Origin of the sequence: Haloprofundus halobius, assembly GCF_020097835.1 — an archaeon.
GTDB classification, from domain to species: Archaea; Halobacteriota; Halobacteria; order Halobacteriales; family Haloferacaceae; genus Haloprofundus; species Haloprofundus halobius.
The window spans coordinates 654,831-677,351 of sequence record NZ_CP083666.1; the positions used below are offsets into that span (position 1 = coordinate 654,831).

Annotated in this window: 20 protein-coding genes and 2 tRNA genes; 14 read left to right on the plus strand and 8 right to left on the minus strand. The window is 64.5% G+C overall.

Annotated elements, in window-relative coordinates; all coding sequences use genetic code 11:
• Positions 1-80 precede the first annotated feature (80 nt).
• Positions 81-884, plus strand: coding sequence for a M14 family metallopeptidase (locus LAQ74_RS03460; RefSeq protein ID WP_224335145.1), 804 nt, complete (start codon positions 81-83; stop codon positions 882-884).
• Positions 885-927: 43 nt separating this feature from the next.
• Here LAQ74_RS03460 and LAQ74_RS03465 read toward each other — a convergent pair whose 3' ends face one another.
• Positions 928-1,377 (minus strand): UPF0179 family protein, encoded by a 450-nt coding sequence (locus LAQ74_RS03465; RefSeq protein WP_224335147.1) that lies wholly within the window; start codon positions 1,375-1,377, stop codon positions 928-930.
• 91 nt (positions 1,378-1,468) lie between these two features.
• Entirely contained in the window at positions 1,469-1,855 is a 387-nt protein-coding gene (locus tag LAQ74_RS03470) for a DUF5820 family protein (RefSeq protein WP_224335151.1), read from the minus strand.
• A gap of 566 nt (positions 1,856-2,421) precedes the next feature.
• Between LAQ74_RS03470 and LAQ74_RS03475 the strand changes: the two genes are divergently transcribed.
• From LAQ74_RS03475 to LAQ74_RS03500, 6 genes are all read left to right on the plus strand, one after another.
• Positions 2,422-4,494, plus strand: coding sequence for a PrkA family serine protein kinase (locus LAQ74_RS03475; protein WP_224335152.1), 2,073 nt, complete (start codon positions 2,422-2,424; stop codon positions 4,492-4,494).
• 4 nt (positions 4,495-4,498) lie between these two features.
• The gene (locus LAQ74_RS03480) at positions 4,499-6,772 is read left to right on the plus strand and encodes a PrkA family serine protein kinase (RefSeq protein WP_224337368.1); all 2,274 of its coding nucleotides are present in this window, start codon (positions 4,499-4,501) and stop codon (positions 6,770-6,772) included.
• Positions 6,763-8,079, plus strand: coding sequence for a YeaH/YhbH family protein (locus LAQ74_RS03485; RefSeq protein WP_224335154.1), 1,317 nt, complete (start codon positions 6,763-6,765; stop codon positions 8,077-8,079). The genes LAQ74_RS03480 and LAQ74_RS03485 overlap by 10 nt, the downstream gene beginning before the upstream one ends.
• Positions 8,076-10,100: a SpoVR family protein gene (locus LAQ74_RS03490; protein WP_224335156.1), complete on the plus strand. Its 2,025-nt coding sequence runs from the start codon at positions 8,076-8,078 to the stop codon at positions 10,098-10,100. The genes LAQ74_RS03485 and LAQ74_RS03490 overlap by 4 nt, the downstream gene beginning before the upstream one ends.
• 116 nt (positions 10,101-10,216) lie before the next feature.
• Complete coding sequence (locus LAQ74_RS03495; RefSeq protein WP_224335158.1) at positions 10,217-10,759, plus strand: DUF7344 domain-containing protein; 543 nt, start codon at positions 10,217-10,219, stop codon at positions 10,757-10,759.
• A gap of 132 nt (positions 10,760-10,891) precedes the next feature.
• A complete protein-coding gene (locus tag LAQ74_RS03500) occupies positions 10,892-11,401 on the plus strand; it encodes a DUF7344 domain-containing protein (RefSeq protein WP_224335160.1) in 510 nt (169 codons plus the stop codon).
• A 50-nt stretch (positions 11,402-11,451) separates the two neighbouring features.
• Here the strand turns inward: LAQ74_RS03500 and LAQ74_RS03505 are convergent, their stop codons facing one another.
• The 5 genes from LAQ74_RS03505 to LAQ74_RS03525 form a co-directional block, all read right to left on the minus strand.
• A complete protein-coding gene (locus tag LAQ74_RS03505) occupies positions 11,452-12,078 on the minus strand; it encodes a DUF7344 domain-containing protein (protein WP_425498506.1) in 627 nt (208 codons plus the stop codon).
• A gap of 236 nt (positions 12,079-12,314) precedes the next feature.
• Positions 12,315-12,389 (minus strand) — tRNA-Glu (locus LAQ74_RS03510).
• A gap of 60 nt (positions 12,390-12,449) precedes the next feature.
• Entirely contained in the window at positions 12,450-14,429 is a 1,980-nt protein-coding gene (locus LAQ74_RS03515) for a 3-hydroxyacyl-CoA dehydrogenase/enoyl-CoA hydratase family protein (RefSeq protein ID WP_224335164.1), read from the minus strand.
• 212 nt (positions 14,430-14,641) lie between these two features.
• Positions 14,642-15,235 carry a DNA-3-methyladenine glycosylase family protein gene (locus LAQ74_RS03520; RefSeq protein WP_224335166.1) on the minus strand — a complete coding sequence of 198 codons (594 nt, stop codon included), beginning with the start codon at positions 15,233-15,235 and terminating at the stop codon, positions 14,642-14,644.
• Positions 15,236-15,344: 109 nt separating this feature from the next.
• Entirely contained in the window at positions 15,345-16,706 is a 1,362-nt protein-coding gene (locus LAQ74_RS03525) for a putative ATP-dependent zinc protease (protein ID WP_224335168.1), read from the minus strand.
• Positions 16,707-16,892: 186 nt separating this feature from the next.
• Between LAQ74_RS03525 and LAQ74_RS03530 the strand changes: the two genes are divergently transcribed.
• The 7 genes from LAQ74_RS03530 to LAQ74_RS03560 all read left to right on the plus strand — a co-directional run bounded on the left by LAQ74_RS03530 (position 16,893) and on the right by LAQ74_RS03560 (position 22,266).
• Positions 16,893-17,918 (plus strand): succinylglutamate desuccinylase/aspartoacylase family protein, encoded by a 1,026-nt coding sequence (locus LAQ74_RS03530; protein ID WP_224335171.1) that lies wholly within the window; start codon positions 16,893-16,895, stop codon positions 17,916-17,918.
• Between the two features lie 159 nt (positions 17,919-18,077).
• Positions 18,078-18,470 carry a succinate dehydrogenase, cytochrome b556 subunit gene (gene sdhC / locus LAQ74_RS03535; protein ID WP_224335172.1) on the plus strand — a complete coding sequence of 131 codons (393 nt, stop codon included), beginning with the start codon at positions 18,078-18,080 and terminating at the stop codon, positions 18,468-18,470.
• Position 18,471: 1 nt separating this feature from the next.
• Positions 18,472-18,843, plus strand: coding sequence for a succinate dehydrogenase hydrophobic membrane anchor subunit (locus LAQ74_RS03540; RefSeq protein WP_224335173.1), 372 nt, complete (start codon positions 18,472-18,474; stop codon positions 18,841-18,843).
• A gap of 1 nt (position 18,844) precedes the next feature.
• Complete coding sequence (locus LAQ74_RS03545; RefSeq protein ID WP_224335174.1) at positions 18,845-19,741, plus strand: succinate dehydrogenase/fumarate reductase iron-sulfur subunit; 897 nt, start codon at positions 18,845-18,847, stop codon at positions 19,739-19,741.
• A 45-nt stretch (positions 19,742-19,786) separates the two neighbouring features.
• Positions 19,787-21,640: an FAD-binding protein gene (locus LAQ74_RS03550; RefSeq protein ID WP_224335176.1), complete on the plus strand. Its 1,854-nt coding sequence runs from the start codon at positions 19,787-19,789 to the stop codon at positions 21,638-21,640.
• Between the two features lie 71 nt (positions 21,641-21,711).
• A tRNA-OTHER gene (locus tag LAQ74_RS03555) sits at positions 21,712-21,809 on the plus strand.
• A gap of 232 nt (positions 21,810-22,041) precedes the next feature.
• Positions 22,042-22,266 (plus strand): helix-turn-helix domain-containing protein, encoded by a 225-nt coding sequence (locus tag LAQ74_RS03560; RefSeq protein ID WP_224335177.1) that lies wholly within the window; start codon positions 22,042-22,044, stop codon positions 22,264-22,266.
• Between the two features lie 4 nt (positions 22,267-22,270).
• Here the strand turns inward: LAQ74_RS03560 and LAQ74_RS03565 are convergent, their stop codons facing one another.
• A complete protein-coding gene (locus LAQ74_RS03565) occupies positions 22,271-22,429 on the minus strand; it encodes a DUF7563 family protein (RefSeq protein WP_224335178.1) in 159 nt (52 codons plus the stop codon).
• Between the last annotated feature and the right edge of the window lie 92 nt (positions 22,430-22,521).

Sequence of the window (22,521 nt, forward strand, 5' to 3'; positions counted from 1 at the left end):
GCCTCGCTCGGCGTCGGTTCGGTGACAGCTTCCCGCGGAATCCTAAAGCGATATGAGCGACCGCTCCATTGTCCAGGTTCATGCGAGTTCACCAACTGGGCGAGGGAACGCCCGAGGTCGCCGTCGTCGCCGGAATTCACGGCGACGAACCGTGCGGCCCGCTGGCCGTCGAACGCCTCCTCGCCGAAGAACCGACCGTCGAACGCCCCGTCAAGTTCGTCGTCGCCAACGAGGAGGCGCTCGAACGCGGCGTCCGCTTCATCGACGACGACCTGAACCGCTCGTTTCCGGGTGCCGCCGACGCCGAGAGCCACGAGCGCCGCCTCGCCTACGACCTCGTCAACGAACTCCGCGATTGCACGGTGCTGGCGCTGCACTCCACGCAGTCGACGCCACGACCGTTCGCCGTCGTCGATTCGGTCGACGCCGTTGCGCGCGCCGTCTGTCCGCATCTCCCGGTCGACCTCCTCGTCGAGACCGCCGGCTTCGCGGAGGGGCGACTCATCGACCACGCTCACACCGTCGAAGTCGAGTGCGGCCTGCAGGGGAGCGACGAGGCCGCCGAGAACGCCTACGACCTGATTCGGGGCTTCCTCGCGGCGACGGGGGCGTTCCCGGCCCCCGAGAGCACCGACCGCCTCGACGCGGGGCAGAGCGACGAAGTGACCGTCTTCCAACTGGCCGACAAGATTCCGAAACCGCCCGCCGGCGAGTACGAGGTGTTCGCGACGAACTTCGAACCGGTCGAGGCGGGCGCTCGGTTCGCCACCTACGACGGCGAGGAACTCACCGCCGAAGTCGACTTCTACCCCGTGCTGCTCTCGCCGTACGGCTACCCCGACCTGTTCGGGTACACCGCCGAGAAGGCCGGGACGTTGGAGTGAGAGCGATAGCGGACGACGCGGCGCGGACGCGCGGAAACGCGATTCACTTCTCCTTCGGTTCCAACTCCACGAGCGTCAGCGACCGATTGAGGTGACAGTAGTCGTGCGGCGGGTCGCCGACGATGGACTGGATGCGGTACTCCTCGTCGAAGTCGGCACCGTCGGGTTCGCAGAACTCGTGGCTCGGGCACTCGGTGTGCGGACACGGTCCCTGCAGACGGGCTTTGCTCCCGGCGTACGCGCCCTTCGAGGGGACGTTCGCCGGGACGGGCGCGGGTTCGACTTCGACGGCGCGGACGCCGCCGTCGTGGACGGCGCATTCGAGGGTCTGGGTGTTCTCGCGGACGTCGAGGACGCGGTAGCGCGTTCCCTCCGAAAGGTTCAGACACTGCTTTCGGTACGGACAGCCCTCGCAGGCGGTGGACTCGCCGCCGTAGACGAACTCCCGGCCGGGGTCCGCCAGACGGGTCCCGATGAGCGTGACGGTCGACATGAGCGGGCGTTTGACGGCCTCGGTGTTAAGCCTCGCGTCCAGCGGACGGAGGTCGTGACCGTCTCGGCTTCGAGACGGTCGCCGCGGTCGATCAGCGGCCCCGTCCGGTGAGTTCGTCGAGTTTCTCGAAGTACGCCTCGCGTGGGACCTGATACTGTGACCGGTAGTCCACCTCGCCGTCGGCGAACCGCCTCGCACACTCGACCGCACCGTCGACCGCCGCCTCGCGCGAGTCGAACTCGGTCGTCTCGGCTTCGATTTCGGGCTCTAACAGGAGCGTCACGTGCCACGTGTCGGTCTCTATCTGCGAGGCTCCCGGCCGCCGCCTCCGAGAGCCGTTGCTGAGAAACACCGTCGGCATGCACGGAGCGGGGAACTGTTGACTGTCGAAGACGTCTGGCCGATAGGCGAGAATCGCCCGGCTGCCGGGTTCGTCGTTCCAGACGGTCCACCCCTCGGGGAGAGTCTCGAAGCTCATACCCGGTTCTCGGTCGCCCGTCGGTTAAGCCGTCTCGTTCGTCGTCGCCGCGAACCGTCGACGCTCGGCCGACGCGCTCGACGCGCTCGATGGGGTCTTCTAGGCGGCCCCGTCGGTCGATTTTACCTTCGGAAAACGTGTGGAGGTACATAAATCTCTCTCGTGATAGGTTCGACGAATCACTCTCACCGCCGCCTCGTCTACCTGTTTCTCCGTTCCAATTCCGTGAACGAACCCGAAATTGGGAAAAGACTTATGTATGCTACTGACTCACACTCTAAATAGTCTCGGACAACTCCGAGGTGGATGCAGCTACCACCCTCCACGCACCACTCGTCGAACGAGAGCCGTTCTATGTCGTCCGCTGCCGTCGATAATGTCGCCGTGCGCGAAGGAGGTGTGTCAAACAATGTCATGGACAAACGGCCCCCGGTCACGACCGCCACACCCCTCGGCGCGAGCGACGCGTCGCCGTCCCGCACGTGGCGGGCGGCGGTCACCCGACGGGGTCTCCGTCCGCGACAGACGCCCGTCCGCAGACTACACGAGACTCCGTCAGTGATACAATGAACGGCGAAATCGAAACCCTCGAAGACCTGAGCCAGCACTACCAGGACTCCGTGCCAGCGGACCTCCGCGAGGCGAACACGTTCGACTGGTATCTGCGCGAACTGTACGACGACCCGCGCATCGCTCGCAACGCCCACCAGCGCGTTGCCGACATGTTCGACTACTACGGCACCGAGTACGACGAAGACGCCGGTGTCGTCGAGTACCTCATGGCCTCGGAAGATCCGCTGCACGACGGCGAGAACATCTTCTACGGCCGTGAGGTCCACGAGTCCATCCACGAGTTCGTCAACAAGGTGAAAAGCGGTGCACGCGGACTCGGCCCCGAGAAGCGCATCAAACTTCTCCTCGGACCCGTCGGCTCCGGCAAGTCGCACTTCGACCAGATGGTCCGACGCTACTTCGAGGACTACACGATGCGCGACGAGGGCCGGATGTACACGTTCCGGTGGACGAATCTCTGCGACGTCATCCGCGACCAGGACCCCGCAGACGACACCGTCCAGTCGCCGATGCACCAGGACCCCATCGTGCTGCTCCCGCAGGAACAGCGCGGCAGAGTCATCGAGCGCCTCAACGAGAACCTCGACGCCCCGTACACCATCCGCAACGAGCAGTCGCTGGACCCCGCCAGCGAGTTTTACATGGACAAACTGCTGGCGGAGTACGACGACGACCTCCAGTCGGTACTGGAAAACCACGTCGAGATAATCCGACTCGTCGCAAGCGAGAACAAACGCCAGTGCATCGAGACGTTCGAGCCCAAGGACAAGAAGAATCAGGACGAGACCGAACTGACCGGCGACGTCAACTACTCGAAACTCGCCGTCTACGGCGAGTCCGATCCCCGCGCGTTCGACTACTCGGGGGCGTTCTGTAACGCGAACCGGGGTCTGTTCTCCGGCGAGGAACTACTGAAACTCCAGCGCGAGTTCCTCTACGACTTCCTGCACGCCAGTCAGGAACAGACGATCAAGCCGAAGAACAACCCCCGAATCGACATCGACCAGGTCATCGTCGGGCGGACGAACATGCCCGAGTACCGCGACAAGAAGGGCGACGAGAAGATGGAGGCGTTCAACGACCGGACGAAACGCATCGACTTCCCGTACGTCCTCGAGTACACCCAGGAGGCCGAAATATACCGGAAGATGCTGCGGAACGCCGACGTGCCCCACATGCACATCGAACCGCACGCGATGGAGATGGCGGGCCTCTTCGGCGTGCTGACGCGCATCACCGAACCCGACGGCGAGCGTATCTCGCTCACGCAGAAGGCGAAAGCGTACAACGGCGAGATAGACGACGGTGACGACGTGGACGTGAAGAAACTCCGCGAGGAGGGCGAGTCGAAAGCCGACATCGCCGAAGGCATGGAGGGCGTCTCCGCGCGCTTCATCGGCGACGAGATCGCCGAGGCCATCATGGACTCGACGCACCGCGGCCGCGACTACCTCAGCCCGCTCTCCATCTTCACGCACTTCGAGGAGAACCTCGAGAATCACGGCTCCATCCCCGAAGAGAACGTCGAGCGCTACCACCGCTACCTGGAGATGGTCCGCGACGAGTACAAGGAGCGAGCCATCGAGGACGTTCGCCACGCGCTCGCCTACGACCTCGACGAGATCCAGCGCCAGGGCGAGAAGTACATGGACCACGTGATGGCGTACATCGACGACGCCACCGTCCGCGACGAACTCACCGGCCGCGAGCAGGACCCCGACGAGAAGTTCCTCCGCTCGGTCGAGGAGAAACTGGAGATACCCAGCGACCGGAAGGACGACTTCCGTCAGGAAGTGTCGAACTGGGTCTCGCGTCGCGCCCGCGAGGGCACGTCGTTCAACCCGCAGGACAACGACCGACTCCGCCGCGCGCTGGAGCGCAAACTGTGGGAGGACAAGAAACACAACATCAACTTCTCCGCACTGGTGTCGGCCAACGAACTGGACGACGACGAGCGCAACGCGTGGATAGACGCGCTCGAAGAACAGGGCTACTCCCGCGAGGGGGCGCGCGAAGTGCTCGAATTCGCCGGCGCGGAGGTGGCCAAAGCCGAACTTGAGACGTAAACCCATGCGCGAAGATTACATCCGCGCCGCCGACGCCGAGTTGCGCGGTGCGTACGAGGAGCCGATGAGCCTCGACGCGTACGTCGACGCGGCGTTCGAGGCGCCCTCCATCGCCTCGCACGCCTCGAAGTACCTGCTGGAGGCTATCGAGTCGATGGGGACGCGGACCGTCGTCGAGGAGGGCGAAGAGCGCCAGCGCTACCGCTTCTTCGACGACCCGCACAACGGGGGCGAACACGCCATCCTCGGCAACACCGAGGTGCTCAACGGCTTCGTCGCCGACCTCCGAACCATCGCCGCCGACCGCGGCAAGAGCGAGAAGATCCTCTGGTTCGACGGGCCGACGGCGACCGGTAAGTCGGAGCTAAAGCGGTGTCTCATCAACGGACTCCGCGAGTACTCGAAGACGCCCGAGGGACGGCGCTACACCGTCGAGTGGAACATCTCGACGGCCTCCGACACCCGGGGGCTGAGCTACGGTGGTGAAGAGTCGACCGAGAACGAGGACAACTGGTACGAGAGTCCGGTGCAGGTCCACCCGCTGACGGTGTTCCCGCCGGACGTGCGCAAAGCCCTCCTGACGGACCTCAACGAGTCGTCGGGCGACCACATCCCGACGGTCGTCGACGAGGAACTCGACCCGTTTTCGCGGGAGGCGTACTCCTACCTCGAAGAGCAGTACCGCCGCAACGGGAAGGCCGACCTGTTCTCGGCGGTGGCCGACACGCGCCACCTCCGGGTGAAGAACTACGTCGTCGACGTGGGCCGCGGCATCGGCGTACTGCACTCCGAGGACGACGGCAGTCCCAAGGAGCGACTCGTCGGCAGTTGGATGCCGGGGATGCTCCGCGAACTCGACTCGCGGGGTCGAAAGAACCCGCAGGCGTTCAGCTACGACGGCGTGCTCTCGCAGGGCAACGGCCTCCTCACCATCGTCGAGGACGCCACGCAGCACTCTGACCTCCTGCAGAAACTGCTGAACGTCCCCGACGAGGGGCGCGTGAAGCTGGACAAAGGAATCGGGATGGACCTCGACACGCAACTGCTCATCATCTCCAACCCCGACTTGGGCGTCGAACTCGACAAGTTCGCCGATCGGAACGGGCGCGACCCGCTGAAGGCGCTGAAGCGCCGCCTCGACAAACACGAGTTCCGCTATCTCACCAACTTGAGTCTGGAGACGCAACTCGTCCACCGCGAACTGACGAACGAGACGGCGGTGTGGGAGGACGGCGACTACGCGGACGTCGAGGCGCGCATCCGCGAACCGGTGTCGGTGTCGGTACGCGACGAGGGCGGGGTCGTCGTCGAACGCGAACTCGCGCCCCACGCCGTCGAGGCGGCGGCGCTGTACAGCGTCGTCACGCGTCTCGACGGCGAGGACCTCCCGTCGGGACTGACGCTCGTCGACAAGGCGTTGCTGTTCGACCGGGGGTACCTCCAGGAGGGCGACGAGCGACAGACCATCGACGACTTCGAGTTCGAGCGCGACGGCGAGGAGGGAACCCACGGCATTCCCGTGACGTACACCCGCGACACCGTCGCGGACCTGCTGCAGACCGAGAGCGAACGCGCACACGCCGACCTTCCCGTCGAGCGGGTCGTCATGCCCGACGACGTGCTCGACGCGATGGCCGACGGACTCCGCACCGCGCCGGTGTTCTCCCGCGGCGAGGTCGCCGAGTACGAGTCGAGATTGGCGGGCGTCAAGAGTTACATCTTCGACCAGCAGGAACGTGACGTGCTCGACGCTATCCTCGCGGAGAAACACGTCGAACGGGAGACGGTCGCCGAGTACGTCGAACACGTGTACGCGTGGGCGGGCGACGAGGAGATAGAGACCGAACGCGGCCCCGTCGAGGCCGACGCGCTGCTGATGAAGCTGTTCGAGACCGAACACCTCGGCCGGTTCGACGACAGCGCGTACACGGGCAACGAACCGTCGCCGCAGGTGGCGCGGTTCCGCCGCGAGAAGGTCATCTCGGCGTTGAACCGCTACGCGTGGGAGAACCGCGACGAGGAGTTCGCGGTTCACAAGGTCGACTTCACCGAGATTCCGGTCATCCGCGCGGTGCTGGAGAACCACGAGTGGAGCGACGTGAAGCGGCTGTTCGAGGACTTCGACCCCCGCCAGTGGGAGGACCCGCCGGCGAACACCGAGACGGCGCGGCTGAAGGAGAAGACCATCGATCGACTGACCGATGCGGGGTACTCGGCGGCCAGCGCCGAGTTGACCAGCCGAAAAGTGATGCGGGAGGTGAGCTACAGATGGGACTGAGAGACGACCTCGAACGGTTCCGCGAAGTGGGCGAGGAGCGAAGAGAGGACCTCGAAGAGTTCATCAGCTACGGCGACCTCGGCGGGTCGGGCGCGAACAATATCAACATCCCCATCAAAGTAGTCGACCTCCCGGAGTTCGCCTACGACGTCCGCGACCGCGGCGGCGTCGGCCAGGGGCAGGGCGGCACGCCCGACGTGGGTCAACCCGTCGGCCCGCCGCAGCCCGGCGACGGTGACGAGGAGGGCGACCCCGGGGAAGAAGGAGCCGACCACGAGTACTACCAGATGGACCCCGAGGAGTTCGCCCAGGAACTCGACGAGCAACTGGGACTGGACCTCGAACCCAAAGGCAAGGAGGTCATCGAGGAGATAGAGGGCGACTTCACGGACGTGACGCGAACCGGTCCGAACAGCACCCTCGACTTCGAGCGTCTGTTCAAGGAAGGGCTGAAGCGCAAACTCTCGATGGACTTCGACGAGGAGTACGTCAGAGAGGCGCTGAAAGTCGAAGGCAAGGACGCCGAGGACGTGTTCCGCTGGGCCAGAGAGAACAACATCCTCGTCTCGTGGGCGTGGGTCGCCGACGCGTACGACGACATCCCCGAAGACGAACGCGACAAGTGGTCGAGTTTCGAGGAGATGGAGGAGAACGTCGAACAGACGACCACGCTCCAGCGCATCCGCCGCGAGGGCCTGCGCGAGGTGCCGTTCCGACGCGAGGACGAGCGCTACCGCCACCCCGAGATAATCGAGAAGAAGGAGAAGAACGTCGTCGTGGTCAACATCCGCGACGTGTCGGGGTCGATGCGCGAGAAGAAGCGCGAACTCGTCGAGCGGACGTTCACGCCGCTAGACTGGTATCTGACCGGGAAGTACGACAACGCCGAGTTCGTCTACATCGCCCACGACGCCGAGGCGTGGCAGGTCGAGCGCGAGGAGTTCTTCGGCATCCGCTCGGGCGGCGGCACCAAAATCTCGTCGGCGTACGAACTCGCCGCGGCGATTCTCGAAGAGGAGTACCCCTGGCACGAGTGGAACCGCTACGTGTTCGCGGCGGGCGACAGCGAGAACTCCTCGAACGACACGACCGAGAACGTCGTGCCGCTGATGGAGGAGATCCCGGCGAATCTGCACGCGTACGTCGAGACCCAACCCGGCGGCAACGCCATCAACGCGACCCACGCCGAGGAGGTCGAGCGGGCGCTCGGCGACGCCGGCAACGTCGTCGTCGCGCGCGTCTCGCGCCCCGAGGACGTGATCGACGCCATCTACGACATCCTGAGCACGGAGGACGACGACCAATGAGACCGAACCGACTGACAGCGAGAAAGGCGGCGAGTAAACTCGAAGAACCGACGCGAGAGGCGGCGAACCTCGCCCGAAAGCTCGGTCTCGAACCGTACCCGGTGAACTACTGGGTCGTCAGCTACGACGAGATGAACGCGCTCATCGCCTACGGCGGCTTCCAGACGCGATATCCGCACTGGCGCTGGGGGATGACGTACGACCGCCAGCAGAAACAGAACCAGTTCGGGATGGGAAAGGCGTTCGAGATCGTCAACAACGACAACCCGAGCCACGCGTTCCTCCAGGAGTCGAACACGCTGGCCGACCAGAAAGCGGTCATCACCCACGTCGAAGCCCACGCCGACTTCTTCGCCAACAACAGTTGGTTCGGGCTGTTCGGCGGCGACCTCGACGCCGCGGCGATGCTCGAACGCCACTCCGCGGCCATCGCGAACTACATGGAAGACCCCGAAATCGACCGCGCGGAGGTCGAGAAGTTCATCGACGCGGTGCTCTGCTTGGAGGACTGTATCGACCAGCACCGGCCGTTCGCGGAGGCGACGGACCCGCGCGAGCGGACGACGCCCGAGGACCTCCGCGAGCGGCTGGAGGGGATGAACATCTCCGACGAGGTGCGGCGGCAGGTGTTCGACGAGGAGTGGCTCGACCGACTCGCGGAGGCCGAGGAGGCCGCCGCCGACCTCACCGACCCCCAGAAGGACGTGCTCGGCTACCTCCAACAGCACGGGATGCAGTACGACGAGGAGGAGGGCAAAGCGACCGAGTTGGAACCGTGGCAGCGCGACGTCCTCGACATGCTGCGGACGGAGGCGTACTACTTCGCCCCCCAGAAGATGACGAAGGTGATGAACGAGGGGTGGGCCGCCTACTGGGAGTCGCTGATGATGGGCGAGGAGCGCTTCGCCGGCGAGAACGAGTTCCTGCTCTACGCCGACCACCAGGCGAAGGTGCTCGGCTCGCCGGGACTGAACCCGTACAAACTGGGCAAGGAGCTCTGGGAGTACATCGAGAACACGACGAACCGCCGCGAGGTGGCGGACAAACTCCTGCGCGTCGAGGGCGTCTCGTGGCGCAACTTCCACGAGGTCGTCGACTTCGACGAGGTGCAGGAGTTACTCCTGCCCGACCCGGCGCTCGACGGCATCCGCCCGGACACGCTGGAGGACCTCGTCGCGCTCGGCGACGACCCGCGCGTCGACGCCGAGGCGCTCGACCGGGCGGTGTCGGAGTACGCCGACGAGAGTCTCGACGAGGAGGAGCGCACCGTCGACGTGGAGGCGTACCCGTGGAAGGTGCTCACCTACGAGGGACTCACCGAGCGGCATTTCTCGCTCGTCAAGCCCCAGAACAGAGGCTTCCTCGGGCGCATCCGCCGCTCGGAGCTCGAACAGCTCTCGCGGTACATGTTCGACGACGAGCAGTACGCGACTGTCGAAGACGCGATCGCCGACGTCGACTGCGCCGCGGGGTGGGACCGGATGCGCGAGATCCGCGAGAGCCACAACGACGTGACGTTTCTCGACGCGTTCCTCTCTCAGGAGTTCGTCACGAACAACCACTACTTCACCTACGAGTTCACCCGTGCCAGCGGCGACTACCGCGTGACGAGCACCGACTACCAGGACGTGAAGAAGAAACTGCTACTGCAGTTCACGAACTTCGGGAAGCCGACCGTCGCCGTCTACGACGGTAACTACGGCAACCGCAACGAACTGCTGTTGGGCCACCAGTACAACGGTATCATGCTGGACCTGGAACAGGCCAAGCAGGTGCTGAAGCGGACGTACGACCTCTGGGGCCACCCGGTCAACCTGATGACCATCGTCAAGGAGTACGATGACCACGACATCGAGGTGGCGCGGCGACGGAGCCGCGAACCGACGCCCATCGAGAACGGTATCCGCATCCGATACGACGGCGAGACGTTCGAACACCACGACCTCGAACCGGCACTCGAAGAGCGCATCGCCGCCGGCGACATCGACTACGATACGAAACCCGAGGAGTGGCTCTCGTAGACACTCTCCACCGCCGATACCGTCGAATCTCCTCTCCACGCGTATATTTCCCATCTCCGTCGGAGACAAAGAAATCCGGTAGATTCTTGTTATTTCAGCGGGGACGAATGGCTATCATGGGAGCAGCGCTCCGACAGCGAGAGGGGGAGAGCGACCCACGGGGGTCGCTCGCGGAGACGGAGATATACGACGTACTCAAGAACGAGCGGAGACAGCACGTCGTCGAGCAACTCGCCGAACGAGCCGAGACCTGGTCGATACGAGAACTCTCCGAGCACATCGCCGCTGTTGAGACGGACAGCGATACCCCCCCACGCAAGGTCCGTCACAGCGTCTACGTCTCGCTCTGTCAGACGCACGTCCCGAAACTCGACGACCTCGACATCGTCTCCTACGACGCCGACGCGAAGGAGGTCGCTCCCGGACGACACGCTCGGCGGGTCGCGACGTACCTACTGGACACCCCGAGCGAGCGCTCCCCGCACGACGAGTACTACCTCGGTCTCGGCATCGCCGGAACGGCGCTGGTCGCCGCCGGCGTCCTCGGCGCACCGGGGTTGGCCGCCGCTCCCGCCGTGGTCGCGTTGGCGTTTCTCGTACTGACGACGCTCGTTTCAGGGTTCTTCGTCGGTCGGCGTCGCCTCCCCTTCCGCCGGTGAACTGGACCCCCCGTGCGTGTCGACCCCGACGACCGAGTGGGAGCATAACTTCATCAGCCCAGCCATCTGACAGAGAGTATAGCGGAGCGGAACCACGGCTCGAAGCAACCCGAACAGTATGAACCCCCGCCGATGACGCGAACGGAGATCGAGAAGCCGGCAGCCGACGGACTCACCGAAGCCGACGTCCACGACGTGCTCCGAAACGACCGACGACGCCTGACGCTCGAACGCCTCGCCGAGACGGGCGAGGAGACGGTGCGAGCGCTCTCGGAACACATCGGTGCCATCGAGTCGGGTGAGAGCCCGCCCCCGCGAAAGGTCAGACAGAGCGTCTACATCTCGCTGCACCAGACGCACCTCCCGAAACTCGACGACCTCGGTATCGTCGACTACGACGACAACTCGAAGAACGTCTCGCTTGAGGGTAACGCCGATCGGGTGCTCGCCTACATGCAGTTTTCTGGGACGAGTGCGCCCGAATCACCGCCGTACGCGCTGAGTATCGGCGTCCTCGGTCTGTTCTTCGTTGCCCTCTGGATGGCCCTCCCCGACGTCGGAACGCTCGCCGCCGCCGGCTGTGCGGTGTTGTTCGCGGTCCTGACCGCGTACGAAGCGTACGGGTTCCTCTCCCGTCGATAACCCCGATTTCGAGGTCCGTCGCGCCACGAGCGGCGCGTCGTCCGCTGTCGTCAGCGAGCGCCGAGGAGGCGTGTGAGCAACCCATTTCGGCCGGTGGTGAGTTCGGCCGGCACCTCCGTCGAACCGAGGTGCATCCGTCGGAGGTGGCACGCGTGGATGGCTGCCGAAATCAGGAGCGTGACGGCGATGACTGTCGCGTACGTCAGGTCGGCAACGAACGTAAACGGTGGGAGACCGAGTCCGGCCGCCGCGAGGACGGCGAGCGAGACGCTCGCCAACCCGAGGTAGTACTGACTCCACGAGATGTCGTTACGCCCGACGACTTGGAGGTAGATGTCGAGGTCGGCCGCCCGCTCGGTGAGCGTCGCGACGCCCCGTCCCCGTTCGTACTCGACGATGCCGTGGCTGTCGAGTTTCGGGAGATGTGTCTGATGTAACGACGTGTAAACGCGCTTTCGCTGCTTGTACGTCAACTCCTCGATTCCGCATCCGTTCTCCCATGCGGCCACCTGTTCGGCCAGATTGCGGATGGGTGTCGGTTCTCCGACCCGTTTGAGGTGGTGTAACACGTACCGCCGACGTTGGTTCGAAAGTATCGAGAAAGACACGTCTCTCGATAGCGCATTGTCGGTTGACCTTCCGGACGAGTGACCCATTTGTAACTCCGTATTCGCCATTGTACTCCCCTCGCGCAGATTGTATTCGGCGACGATGTCTTATCTGTTTGGATGAATTTCTCTATTGCTGTACAATGTTACCATGGAGAGGAATCGGGGAGTGAATCGACGATGTCGCTCCGCGTGCAGCGTTCGGAGAAGTGCTCGGTAGGGGATTTGAACCACCGGAACTTCGCTACGCTCGTTCCGTAATTCAAATCCCTACGCTCGCATTTCACTCATCGAATTCGTGAAAGTGCTCGGTAGGGGATTTGAACCCCTGTCCTCGGCTCGAAAGGCCAAGATGATTGGCCGGACTACACCAACCGAGCGACGTTCTCAACTGTCGCCCAGAGAAGTTTAAAGATTCCGTTACGCCGCCGGTGTGCGTGTCACTTCCCCTCGAACTCGGGCTCTCGGTCGCTCGAAAAGGCCATCACTCCCTCCATCAGGTCGTCGGTGGTGAACAGGATGCCGAACGCCTGCGCTTCGACCTCCAGACCGGCCTCGGTGTCCTCCCAGCCGCGGTGCATCGCGCGCTTCGTGTAGCGTTGCGCGATTGGCGGGCCGCCCGCGAGCGACTGCGCGAGTTCCATCGCCTCGGCTTCGAGGTCGCCGTTGTCGACGACGCGGTTGAGGAAGCCGTAGTCGGCCATCGTCTCGGCGTCGTAGCGCTCGGCGGTGAAGATTATCTCCTTGGCGCGACCGGTGCCGACGATGCGCTGGAGACGGACGGTGCCGCCCCACCCCGGCAGGAGGCCGAGGTTGTGCTCGGGTTGGCCGAGTTCCGAGCGCTCGGTGGCGATGCGGAGGTCCGCGCACGCCGCGAGTTCCATCCCGCCACCGAGACAGAAGCCGTCGATGCCGACGACCACGGGCTTGTCGCACTCTTCGAGTTTGCCGAACGTCTGCTGGCCCTTCCGCGAGAGTTCGACCGCCGGGATCGGGTCCGCGCCGCCACCGGCCATGCTCGTCACGTCGGCTCCGGCCGAGAACGCTCGGTCACCAGCGCCGGTGAGCAGGATGGCGCGTACCTCGTCGTCATCGCTCAGCGCGTCGATGGCATCCGAGAGGTCGTCCATCAGGTCGGCGCTGATGGTGTTGAGACGGTGCGGTCGGTCGAGGACGACGTGAGCGACGGCGTCGTCGATTTCGACGCGGAGGTTGTCGAAGTCGAGGGCGTCCGACTTCTCGTCGCCCCCCTCACCGCCGTGGAATCCCTCGTCGGCTTCGGCGAGTTCGCGGAGATAGTCGACGACTTCGTAGCGCTCGGCACCGGTCTCGTCGCGGAGTTCGTCGAGCGTCTCGACGAGTGTCGCGAGTCCCGCGTCGTCGGCCATCTTCGCCGGACCGTCGGGGAAGCCGCCGCCGAGCATCACCGCGCGGTCGATGGCGTCGGCGTCGGCGACGTCCTTCTCGACGAGTGCGGCGACCTCGTTGGCCATCACGGCGAGCAGGCGGCGCTTCACGTCCTCGCGCGCGGCGTCCGTCGGTACGTCGACGCCGCCGTCGTCGTAGTCGTAGAAGCCCTCGCCTGTCTTCTTACCGAGGTTCTCGCTCTCGACTTTCTCCGCGAGGAGAGGACAGGGTTCGTAGGCGTCGCCGAGCACCTCGTGCATGTACTCGAGCACGTGGTAGCCGACGTCGATGCCGACCTGGTCGGCGAGTTCGAAGCTACCCATCGGGAGGCCGATGTCGAACTTCGTCGTGCTGTCGACCTCCTCGACGGTGGCGACGTCGTCGTGGACGATCCAGGCCGCCTCGTTCATCAGCGGGACGAGAATGCGGTTGACGATGAAGCCCGGACTGTCCTTGCGGACGCGGACGGGCGTTTTGCCCATCGACTCCGCGAGATCTTCCACGAGGTCCATCGTCTCGTCGGCGGTGTGCGCCCCAGCGATGACCTCGACCAGCGGCATTCGGACGGGTGGATTGAAGAAGTGCATCCCGCAGAACTGCTCGGGTCGCTCTGTCACTTCGGAGAGTTCCGTGATGGAGAGACTCGACGTGTTCGTCGCGAAGACGGTGTGGTCGGGCGCGGCCGCCTCCAGTTCCCCGTACACGTCCTTCTTTATCTCCATCTTCTCGGGGACGGCTTCGATGACCACGTCGGCGTCGGCGACGGCCTCGTCGAGGTCGACGACCGGCGTGACGCGTTCGAGCGCGGCGTCGGCCTCCTCCTCGCTCAACTGGTCCTTCTCGGCCAACTTGCCGAGGCTCCACTCTATCTGGTCGTAGCCGTTCTGGACGAACTCCTCGTTGATATCGCGCAGCACCACGCCGTAGCCCGCCAGCGCCGCGACTTCCGCGATGCCGTGGCCCATGTTCCCCGCGCCGAGAACCGTGATACTGTTGATGTCATCCAGCTCCATGGCCGAACGCTCGGCTGCCGTCAGTTTCAACGTTTCCCTCGGACAGCCGAACAACTCGAATTTAGTTTATTTAGATGGTTCGTGAGGGATTCGACGCGAGGCCGACGCGCTCGGCGGAGGGCAGCGGGTCGACGGTCTCCGACGCGCGGAATCGCCCGCGGAGTCGACGCGCGGTCCGTCGGTGAAGCTCGAAGAGACGCGCTGTGACGCACTCAGGAGTCGGACTCGTACTCGGCCCAGATGTACTTCGTCGCGACCGAGCGGTACGGACGCCACTGCTCGGCGACCTCGCGCATCTCGGCGCGCGTCATCTCCTCGCCGTCGCCGTACAGCAGCTCGATACCCCGACGAACCGCGAGGTCGCCGAGCGGCAAGATATCGTCGCGGTCGAGCACGAACAGGAGGTACATCTCCGCGGTCCACTCCCCGATACCCTTGATCTCGGTGAGTCGGTCGACGACCTCGTCGTCGGTGTACTCGGCCAGCGCCTCTCTCGTGAAATCGTGCTGCTGGAAGGCGCGGGCGGCGTTCCGGAGGTACTCGGTCTTCATCCGCGAGAGCCCGGCGTCGCGCAGCGCCTGCTCGTCCGCGTCGAGAACGGCTTCGGGCGTGACCTCGCCGTCCAGCAGGTCGAACACCCGCCCCCTGACGGCGGCCGCGCTCGCCGTGGAGAGCTGCTGGTTGATGATGGAGATGCAGAGCCGTTCGTACTCGGTCCAGTTCGGTTCGGAGTAGGGGTCGTGCCTGTCGATGAGTTCCGCCATTACTAGGTCTCGACGGAGGACGGACTCGGCCTCGTCTGTCATGCTGTGAACGACGTAAGTCAGGGAGTGCGAAGGCAAATGCGTCTCGGTCGAACGCCGGGTGAGAGAGAAAACGGACAGCAGACCGCGACGGCGACGACGACCGACTCAGTTATTCGAGATACTCCTCTTCGCGTTCGGCGTCGTCTTTCGAATCGACATCGGCACGCCGACGGACGTCGACGCGGTAGTGTTCGAGGATGTCGCGGCCCAGGAGCAGCGGGTAGTCCATGTGACTGCGGTCCTCGACGCTCGCGGTAACCGTGTGCTGGTTGCCGCCGATACCGATAACCAGGTCGACGACCGGGCGTGCCTTCCCGCGCTTCATGCTCCCGGATTTGACGCGCGTCATGCTCTTGATGGGTCCCGCACCGATTTCGGCGGCCAGCGACGTGTCGATGCTCGTCCGCGTCGCGCCCGTGTCGGACTTGGCGAGCGTCTGCGTCGACCCGCTGGTCCCGCTGACGACCACGTCCTCGATGTAGCCGATCATCGGTACCTCCTGGTTCTCCGGCGGTTCGATGCGCGGCATGCACGACGGACGGGAGTCGTCGAGAGTGTTCGACAGTTCCTCGACGCGCGTGTCGTCGACGTCGCCGCCGGCACGTTCGATAGCCAGTTGCGCGATGTGCGGCGCGGGGCTCTTGCCGGTCGCCTTGTAGAGGCCTTTGAACCCGGCGGTCGGGTTCACTTCGAGGACATACCAGCCGTCGTTACCTTCGACGAGGTCGACGCCCGCGTAGTCGAGGCCGATGACTTCAGCCGCATAGAGCGCGGTTTCGGCCGCCTCGTCGGGCATTGTCTCGGTGGCGTTCTGCACGTCGCCGCCGAGGGCGACGTTCGTCCGCCAGTCGCCCTCGGGCGCGTAGCGGTGCATCGCGCCGACGATCTCCTCGCCGACGACGTAGACGCGTAGGTCGCGGTGTCGGTCGCTGTCGCGCTCGATGAGTTCCTGCAGGAACGCCTGGCGGTTGCCGACCTTCGGGTTGACGGGTTCGGTGAGGTCGACCTTCCACGTGCCGCCGCCGTGGGTGCCGATGGCGGTCTTGTAGACGCCGACGTCGCCGAAGCGCTCGCGGTCCTGGTTCAGTCGGTCGTTCGAGAGCGCGAGCAAGGCATCGGGAACCTGGATGTTCCAGTCGGCCAGCGTCGCCGCCGTCGCGAACTTGTGGATAGCCGTCAGCACCGCACCGGGTTCGTTCAGCATCGGCCGGACGCGGTTGAACGTCGCCGCCAAGCCGAGTCCTTCCGCGGGTTCTTCGGTATTCGAGAGCAGTAGTCGGTTCGCGATGATGTCGACGCCGGGTTCGATAGAGACCTCGCTGTCCTCGATGCTCATCGCGGTGTTCTCGCGGCGGAGCCACACCGGCCGGTGACCGAGTTCCTCGATGGCGTTCAAAATCGCCTTGGTCTCCTTACTGTTGTGCAGCGAGAGAACCCCGACACGCACCGCCTCGTCGTCTGAAAGTGCCATGTAGGCAGATATACCGGATGCAGTTTCAAAGATATGCCGGTCCGGACACCGCTCGACGCTCACAACCGTGTAGCGCCGGCGCGTCCGCGTGACGGCGACGGTGCGGCGGTTTATATTCAAATCACCGACGTGTTATATGCGATTCCGTTGCAGGTGTTTATATACGGGCCCGTCAGAGAGACGCCCATGAGCGACGACTCGGCCTTCACCTACAACGGGGGGAGGGTCGGCCCGGGCGAGACGCAGAACCTGCGGTACAGCGTGAGCGAGACGTATCTCGGCGACCCGGTTCGCATCCCGGTCACCATCGTCAACGGCGAGCGCGACGGCCCGACGGTGTTTCTCTCGGCGGCGGCGCACGGCGACGAACTGAACGGCATCGAAGTGGTCAGAACCGTCGCCCACGGGTGGGACCACACCGACCTCCGCGGGACGCTCGTCTGCATGCCCGTACTGAACGTGCCGGGCTTTCTCGCCCAGCAGCGGTACCTCCCGATTCTCGACCGCGACCTGAACCGGTCGTTTCCGGGCTCGGAGAGTTCGACGAGCGCCAAGCGGATGGCCTACCAGATCTTCCGAAACTTCATCGAACCGTGCGACGTCGGACTCGACTTTCATACCTCCACGCGTGGCCGGACGAACATGCTCCACGTCCGCGGCAACCTCGCCGACGATGGCGTGAATCGACTCGCTCACGCGTTCGGGTCGAACGTCATCCTCGCCGGCGAGGGACCGGACGGGTCGCTCCGCGGGGAAGCGACACGAGCGGGCGTCCCGACGATTACGCTGGAGATGGGCGAGGCCCACCGGTTCCAGCGCGACCTCATTGACGAGGCGCTCGACGGCGTCCGGAGCGTCTTCGCGGAGTACGGCCTCGCGGAGACCGACACGGTCCGGTGGCCGGGGTGGCGGACGGTCATCACGGGCGACCGCGAGAAGACGTGGATTCGCGCCGACGCCGGCGGTATCGTCGACATGCACTACTCGCGGGGGGCGCTCGTCCACGAGGGCGACCGTATCTGCACCATCACGAACCCGTTTCTCGACGACAACGTCACCGTCGAAGCGCCCTTCACGGGTCTGCTCGTCGGTATTTTGGAGAATCCGGTGGTGTACCCGGGTAACCCTATCTGCCACCTCGTCGAACTGAGCACGTCCACGCGGCGGGTGCTCGAACGCCAGCAGTCGCCCGCCGCGGAAGCCGAGACGTAGCGTTCGCGACGTGGTTCGTCTCGTTCGCGACGTGTTCGGTTTTCCCCCCGGAGACGTTTTTCTCCGAGCTAGAAAGCGGCAAAACAGGGAGACCGCCCCGAGTCGACGAGCGGATACACGTAACTTCTATAGCACCCCGGTTCTGAGACTCACGGGAGTATGAGCCAATCGTACAATCGAGGCCTCGTGGAGGACTTCGGCCGCTGGCGGGAGTTCTCGGCCGGCATGTGGGCCTGGATTTTCCACAAGTTCACCGGATGGGTGCTGGTGGGCTACCTGTTCACCCACATCGCCGTTCTCTCGACGGCGTTGACGGGCGCGGGAGCGTACACCAACACCATCCAAGGGCTGGAGGCACTCCCTATCGTGCGCATCCTCGAAGTGGGGCTGCTCGCGGTGGCGGTGTTCCACATCCTCAACGGACTCCGACTGCTGTTCGTCGACCTCGGTGTCGGACTGGAGGCACAGGACAAGAGTTTCTACGCGTCGCTGGTGCTGACGGGCGCTATCGTCGTCGCGAGCATCCCCACGTTCGTCGCGGGGGCGTTCTGAGATGGCCGAACGCTACTCCTCGTTCGAGCGCGGCGGCCGCCGCTGGCTGTGGCAGCGCATCACCGCGGCGTTTCTCGTCGTCGTGCTCGCGTTCCACTTCTTCCTCCTGCACTTCGTCAACCACGCCGACGAGGTGACGTTCGCCGCGAGTCAGGCACGGATGGAGACGCTGACGTACTTCTCGCTGATGATTCTGTTCCTCGTCACCGCGACGTTCCACGGCGTCAACGGCGTCTACAACGCGCTCGTCAACCAGGGACTGGAAGGCACGAAGCTGAGCGTCGTGAAGTGGACGCTCGTCGTCGCCAGCGCGGTTCTCATCGTCCAAGGCGTCCGGACCGCCCTCGCGTGGGCCGGAGGCATCCCACTCTAACATGAGCACGCAAGTACCCGAAACCCAAGAAACCGAAGAGTCGGAGGCGGAGACCGAAACGGAGTCGGTCCCCGTCGCACAACAGCAGCGTCAACAGCGGAAGACCGAGCGCCGTGAACGGGTGGCCGAACGCGAGCGCGAGCGGACCGAGGAGGAGGCCGCGAGCGACGAGAGTCGCTACCACCTGAAGGTGTTCCGCTACGACCCCGAAGTCGAAGGCAAACAGGAACCGCGGTTCGACGAGTTCCACGTCCCCTACCACAAGGGGATGACCGTCCTCGACGCGCTCATCTACGCGCGGGACCACTTCGACTCCTCGCTCACCTTCCGGCACTCGTGTCGACAGGCCATCTGCGGCTCCGACGCGATGTTCGTCAACGGGAGTCAGCGACTCTGCTGTAAGACGCAGCTATCGGACCTCGAACAGCCGGTGCGCGTCGAACCGCTGCCGTACCAGGAGGTCGTCAAGGACCTGGTCGTCGACATGGAACACTTCTACGACCAGATGGAGGCGGTCGAGCCGTACTTCCAGACGAACGACCTGCCCGACGGCGAACTCGAAGAGCAGCGCCAAACCCGCGAGAACCGCGAGAAAGTGAAGATGTCGACACGATGCATCTGGTGCGGTGCCTGTATGTCCTCGTGCAACATCGCGGCGGGCGACAACGAGTATCTCGGCCCGGCGGCCATCAACAAGGCGTACCGCTTCGCGATGGACGAACGCGAGGGCTCGGACATGAAAGAGCACCGCATGCGCATCCTCGAACAGGAACACGGCGTCTGGCGCTGTCAGACGCAGTTCTCCTGTACCGAGGTGTGCCCGAAAGACATCCCGCTGACGGCGCACATCCAGGAACTCAAGCGAGAGGCCGTCAAGAACAACCTGAAGTTCTGGTAGTGAACCTCAAGTTCACCCAGTCCTAACAACGATCAGAAATCAGATATGTACGAACACGACGTAATCGTAGTCGGCGCGGGCGGCGCCGGTCTGCGCGCCGCCATCGCGGCGCAGGAAGAGGGGGCGGACGTGGCTATCGTCTCGAAACTCCACCCCGTACGCAGTCACACCGGCGCGGCCGAAGGCGGCATCAACGCCGCGCTCCGCGACGGCGACTCGTGGGAGGACCACGCGTACGACACCATGAAGGGGTCGGACTACCTCGGCGACGCCCCGGCCATCGAAACGCTCTGTCAGGACAGCCCGAAGGAGACCATCCAACTCGAACACTGGGGGATGGCGTTCTCCCGGGACGACGACGGCCGCGTCAGCCAGCGGCCGTTCGGCGGCCTCTCGTTCCCGCGGACGACGTACGCGGGCGCGGAGACGGGCCACCAGTTGCTCCACACGATGTACGAGCAGCTCGTCAAGCGCGGCATCAAGGTGTACGACGAGTGGTACGTGCTCAACCTCGCCGTCTCCGACGAGGAGGTTCCCGAGGACCGCACCTGCCACGGCATCGTCGCCTACGACATCCAGTCGGGTGAGGTGTCGGGCTTCCGCGCCCGCAACGGCGTCATCCTCGCGACCGGCGGCCCGGGCCAGGTGTACGACCACACGACCAACGCCGTCGCCAACACCGGCGACGGGGTGGCGATGGCCTACCGCGCGGGCGTCCCGATGGAGGATATGGAGTTCATCCAGTTCCACCCGACGACGCTGCCGTCGACGGGCGTTCTCATCACCGAGGGTGTCCGCGGTGAGGGCGGCATCCTCTACAACGAGAACGGCGAGCGGCTGATGTTCGAGTACGGCTACGCGAACAACGCCGGCGAACTCGCCTCCCGCGACGTGGTGTCGCGCGCCGAGTTGACCGAGATCAACGCCGGCCGCGGCATCGACGACGAGTACGTCCACCTCGACATGCGCCACCTCGGCGAGGAGCGCATCATCGACCGCCTCGAGAACATCGTCCACCTCTCGGAGGACTTCGAGGGCGTCGATCCGCTCGAAGAGCCGATGCCGGTCAAGCCCGGCCAGCACTACGCCATGGGCGGCGTCGAGACCGACGAGAACGGCGAGACGTGCATCACAGGACTCTACGCCGCCGGCGAGTGCGCCTGTGCCTCGGTTCACGGCTCGAACCGTCTCGGCGGCAACGCGCTCCCGGAACTCATCGTCTTCGGACGCCGCGCCGGCGCGCACGCCGCAGGCAAGGACCTCGGCACGGCCGAGATCACGACCGGCAAGCGCGGTGAGTGGGAAGCAGGCGAAGTCGACACGCCCGTCGCCCCCGGTGCGGTTCGAGGAACGGACGAGGACGCCGTCGCCGACGGCGGGAAAGCCCCTGACGGCGGTGCCGTCGCCGCGACCGGCGACGAAATCGTCACTCGTGCCGTCGACGCCGAGAACCGCCGCATCGACCGCTTGATGACCAAAGAGGACGGTGTCCAGCACGCCGAGATTCGCTCGGAGGTCCAGAAGTCGATGACGCGGCACGTCAACGTCTTCCGCGAGAAGGACGGCCTGAAGCAGGCGCTACGCGACCTCAGAGAGGCGCGCGAACGCTACACCGACGTGTACGTCAACGACCCCTCGCGGACGTACAACACCGACCTCATCCAGACCATCGAGACGCGCAACATCCTCGACCTCGCGGAGGCCATCACGCTCGGTGCGCTCGCGCGAAACGAGTTCCGCGGCGCGCACTGGCGTAAAGAGCACCAGGAGCGCGACGACGAGAACTGGCTGAAGCACACGATGCTGTCGTGGAACGACGGGTCGCCGGAACTGTGGTACAAGCCGGTCATCCTCGAAGGCGAGGAGAAGACGTACGAACCGAAGATTCGCAGCTACTGAAGCGCCGTCTTTCCGTTTTTCGACGCCCGGTGACCAATGAGTATTAGCTTCCGTCGGTAGTAGTCCGACGTGGAAGGGTAGCTCAGTGGTAGAGCAACCGCCGTTCGGGTGCGCACGCATCCACGGTGGATTACGTAGGCTTCGCGTGGTTCGACTCCCGCCCCTTCCGTTCGACCGCCGCACTGGTTCGATGACGAACGATTGTCAAGGTTCCGGCAAATCACGACGACAGTCGAAAGCTTACCGCCTGAAAGTCCAGCCTACCGGACGTTTCGAGCGTTACTCGAATACGGAGTAATCGTCTGATGGCGGCTCTAGAGACCGATTTCGTCGCTTCCTGAAAGGTTCGACAACTGTCGTAGAGGGATTTTATTATTGTCGAAGACGTTGGCCGGAGCAAGATGATGTCTCAATCGAGTCAGCGGGCAACCGTGCCCGATACCCTCCGGTCGCCGCGCGCAAAACTCGTGTACCTGTACCTCTCGACACACGGTGACGCCACCGTCGCGGAACTCCAAGAGAGTCTCGCCATGACGAAACTGACGCTCTACAGCATCCTCCGGACGCTGCAAGGGGAGGGACTTGTCGGGCGCGACGCCGACTCAGACCGGTACTCGCTCGTCTGAGCGGCTATCGGTTCCTCGGAGCGCGCGCTTTCCGGACCGTCGAACCGTCTCTAACCATATCGTCGCAGCGCGGGCAGACCCGCGGGTTCTCCATCCCTTCGGGCGTAAAGACACGGGCGTACGCGCTGGTGACGAACGCGCCGCAGTTCTCACATTCAGGCATATCGATACGTTTCGGCGGTACCTGTATATAAAATTTCTTGGAATCAGAGGAGCGCGAGCGCCACGCCGAGCAGAATCAGTCCGAACAGCAGC

What these genes read in the sequence shown, in the direction of transcription:
- LAQ74_RS03470 (WP_224335151.1), bottom strand. Translation starts at nt 1,855, where the DNA reads ATGAGCTTCGAGACTCTCCCCGAGGGGTGGACCGTCTGGAACGACGAA.
- LAQ74_RS03475 (WP_224335152.1), top strand. Translation starts at nt 2,422, where the DNA reads ATGAACGGCGAAATCGAAACCCTCGAAGACCTGAGCCAGCACTACCAG.
- LAQ74_RS03515 (WP_224335164.1), bottom strand. Translation starts at nt 14,429, where the DNA reads ATGGAGCTGGATGACATCAACAGTATCACGGTTCTCGGCGCGGGGAAC.
- LAQ74_RS03485 (WP_224335154.1), top strand. Translation starts at nt 6,763, where the DNA reads ATGGGACTGAGAGACGACCTCGAACGGTTCCGCGAAGTGGGCGAGGAG.
- LAQ74_RS03480 (WP_224337368.1), top strand. Translation starts at nt 4,499, where the DNA reads ATGCGCGAAGATTACATCCGCGCCGCCGACGCCGAGTTGCGCGGTGCG.
- LAQ74_RS03565 (WP_224335178.1), bottom strand. Translation starts at nt 22,429, where the DNA reads ATGCCTGAATGTGAGAACTGCGGCGCGTTCGTCACCAGCGCGTACGCC.
- LAQ74_RS03530 (WP_224335171.1), top strand. Translation starts at nt 16,893, where the DNA reads ATGAGCGACGACTCGGCCTTCACCTACAACGGGGGGAGGGTCGGCCCG.
- LAQ74_RS03490 (WP_224335156.1), top strand. Translation starts at nt 8,076, where the DNA reads ATGAGACCGAACCGACTGACAGCGAGAAAGGCGGCGAGTAAACTCGAA.
- LAQ74_RS03495 (WP_224335158.1), top strand. Translation starts at nt 10,217, where the DNA reads ATGGGAGCAGCGCTCCGACAGCGAGAGGGGGAGAGCGACCCACGGGGG.
- LAQ74_RS03550 (WP_224335176.1), top strand. Translation starts at nt 19,787, where the DNA reads ATGTACGAACACGACGTAATCGTAGTCGGCGCGGGCGGCGCCGGTCTG.
- sdhC (WP_224335172.1), top strand. Translation starts at nt 18,078, where the DNA reads ATGAGCCAATCGTACAATCGAGGCCTCGTGGAGGACTTCGGCCGCTGG.
- LAQ74_RS03505 (WP_425498506.1), bottom strand. Translation starts at nt 12,078, where the DNA reads ATGGCGAATACGGAGTTACAAATGGGTCACTCGTCCGGAAGGTCAACC.
- LAQ74_RS03545 (WP_224335174.1), top strand. Translation starts at nt 18,845, where the DNA reads ATGAGCACGCAAGTACCCGAAACCCAAGAAACCGAAGAGTCGGAGGCG.
- LAQ74_RS03520 (WP_224335166.1), bottom strand. Translation starts at nt 15,235, where the DNA reads ATGACAGACGAGGCCGAGTCCGTCCTCCGTCGAGACCTAGTAATGGCG.
- LAQ74_RS03525 (WP_224335168.1), bottom strand. Translation starts at nt 16,706, where the DNA reads ATGGCACTTTCAGACGACGAGGCGGTGCGTGTCGGGGTTCTCTCGCTG.
- LAQ74_RS03540 (WP_224335173.1), top strand. Translation starts at nt 18,472, where the DNA reads ATGGCCGAACGCTACTCCTCGTTCGAGCGCGGCGGCCGCCGCTGGCTG.
- LAQ74_RS03465 (WP_224335147.1), bottom strand. Translation starts at nt 1,377, where the DNA reads ATGTCGACCGTCACGCTCATCGGGACCCGTCTGGCGGACCCCGGCCGG.
- LAQ74_RS03500 (WP_224335160.1), top strand. Translation starts at nt 10,892, where the DNA reads ATGACGCGAACGGAGATCGAGAAGCCGGCAGCCGACGGACTCACCGAA.
- LAQ74_RS03460 (WP_224335145.1), top strand. Translation starts at nt 81, where the DNA reads ATGCGAGTTCACCAACTGGGCGAGGGAACGCCCGAGGTCGCCGTCGTC.
- LAQ74_RS03560 (WP_224335177.1), top strand. Translation starts at nt 22,042, where the DNA reads ATGATGTCTCAATCGAGTCAGCGGGCAACCGTGCCCGATACCCTCCGG.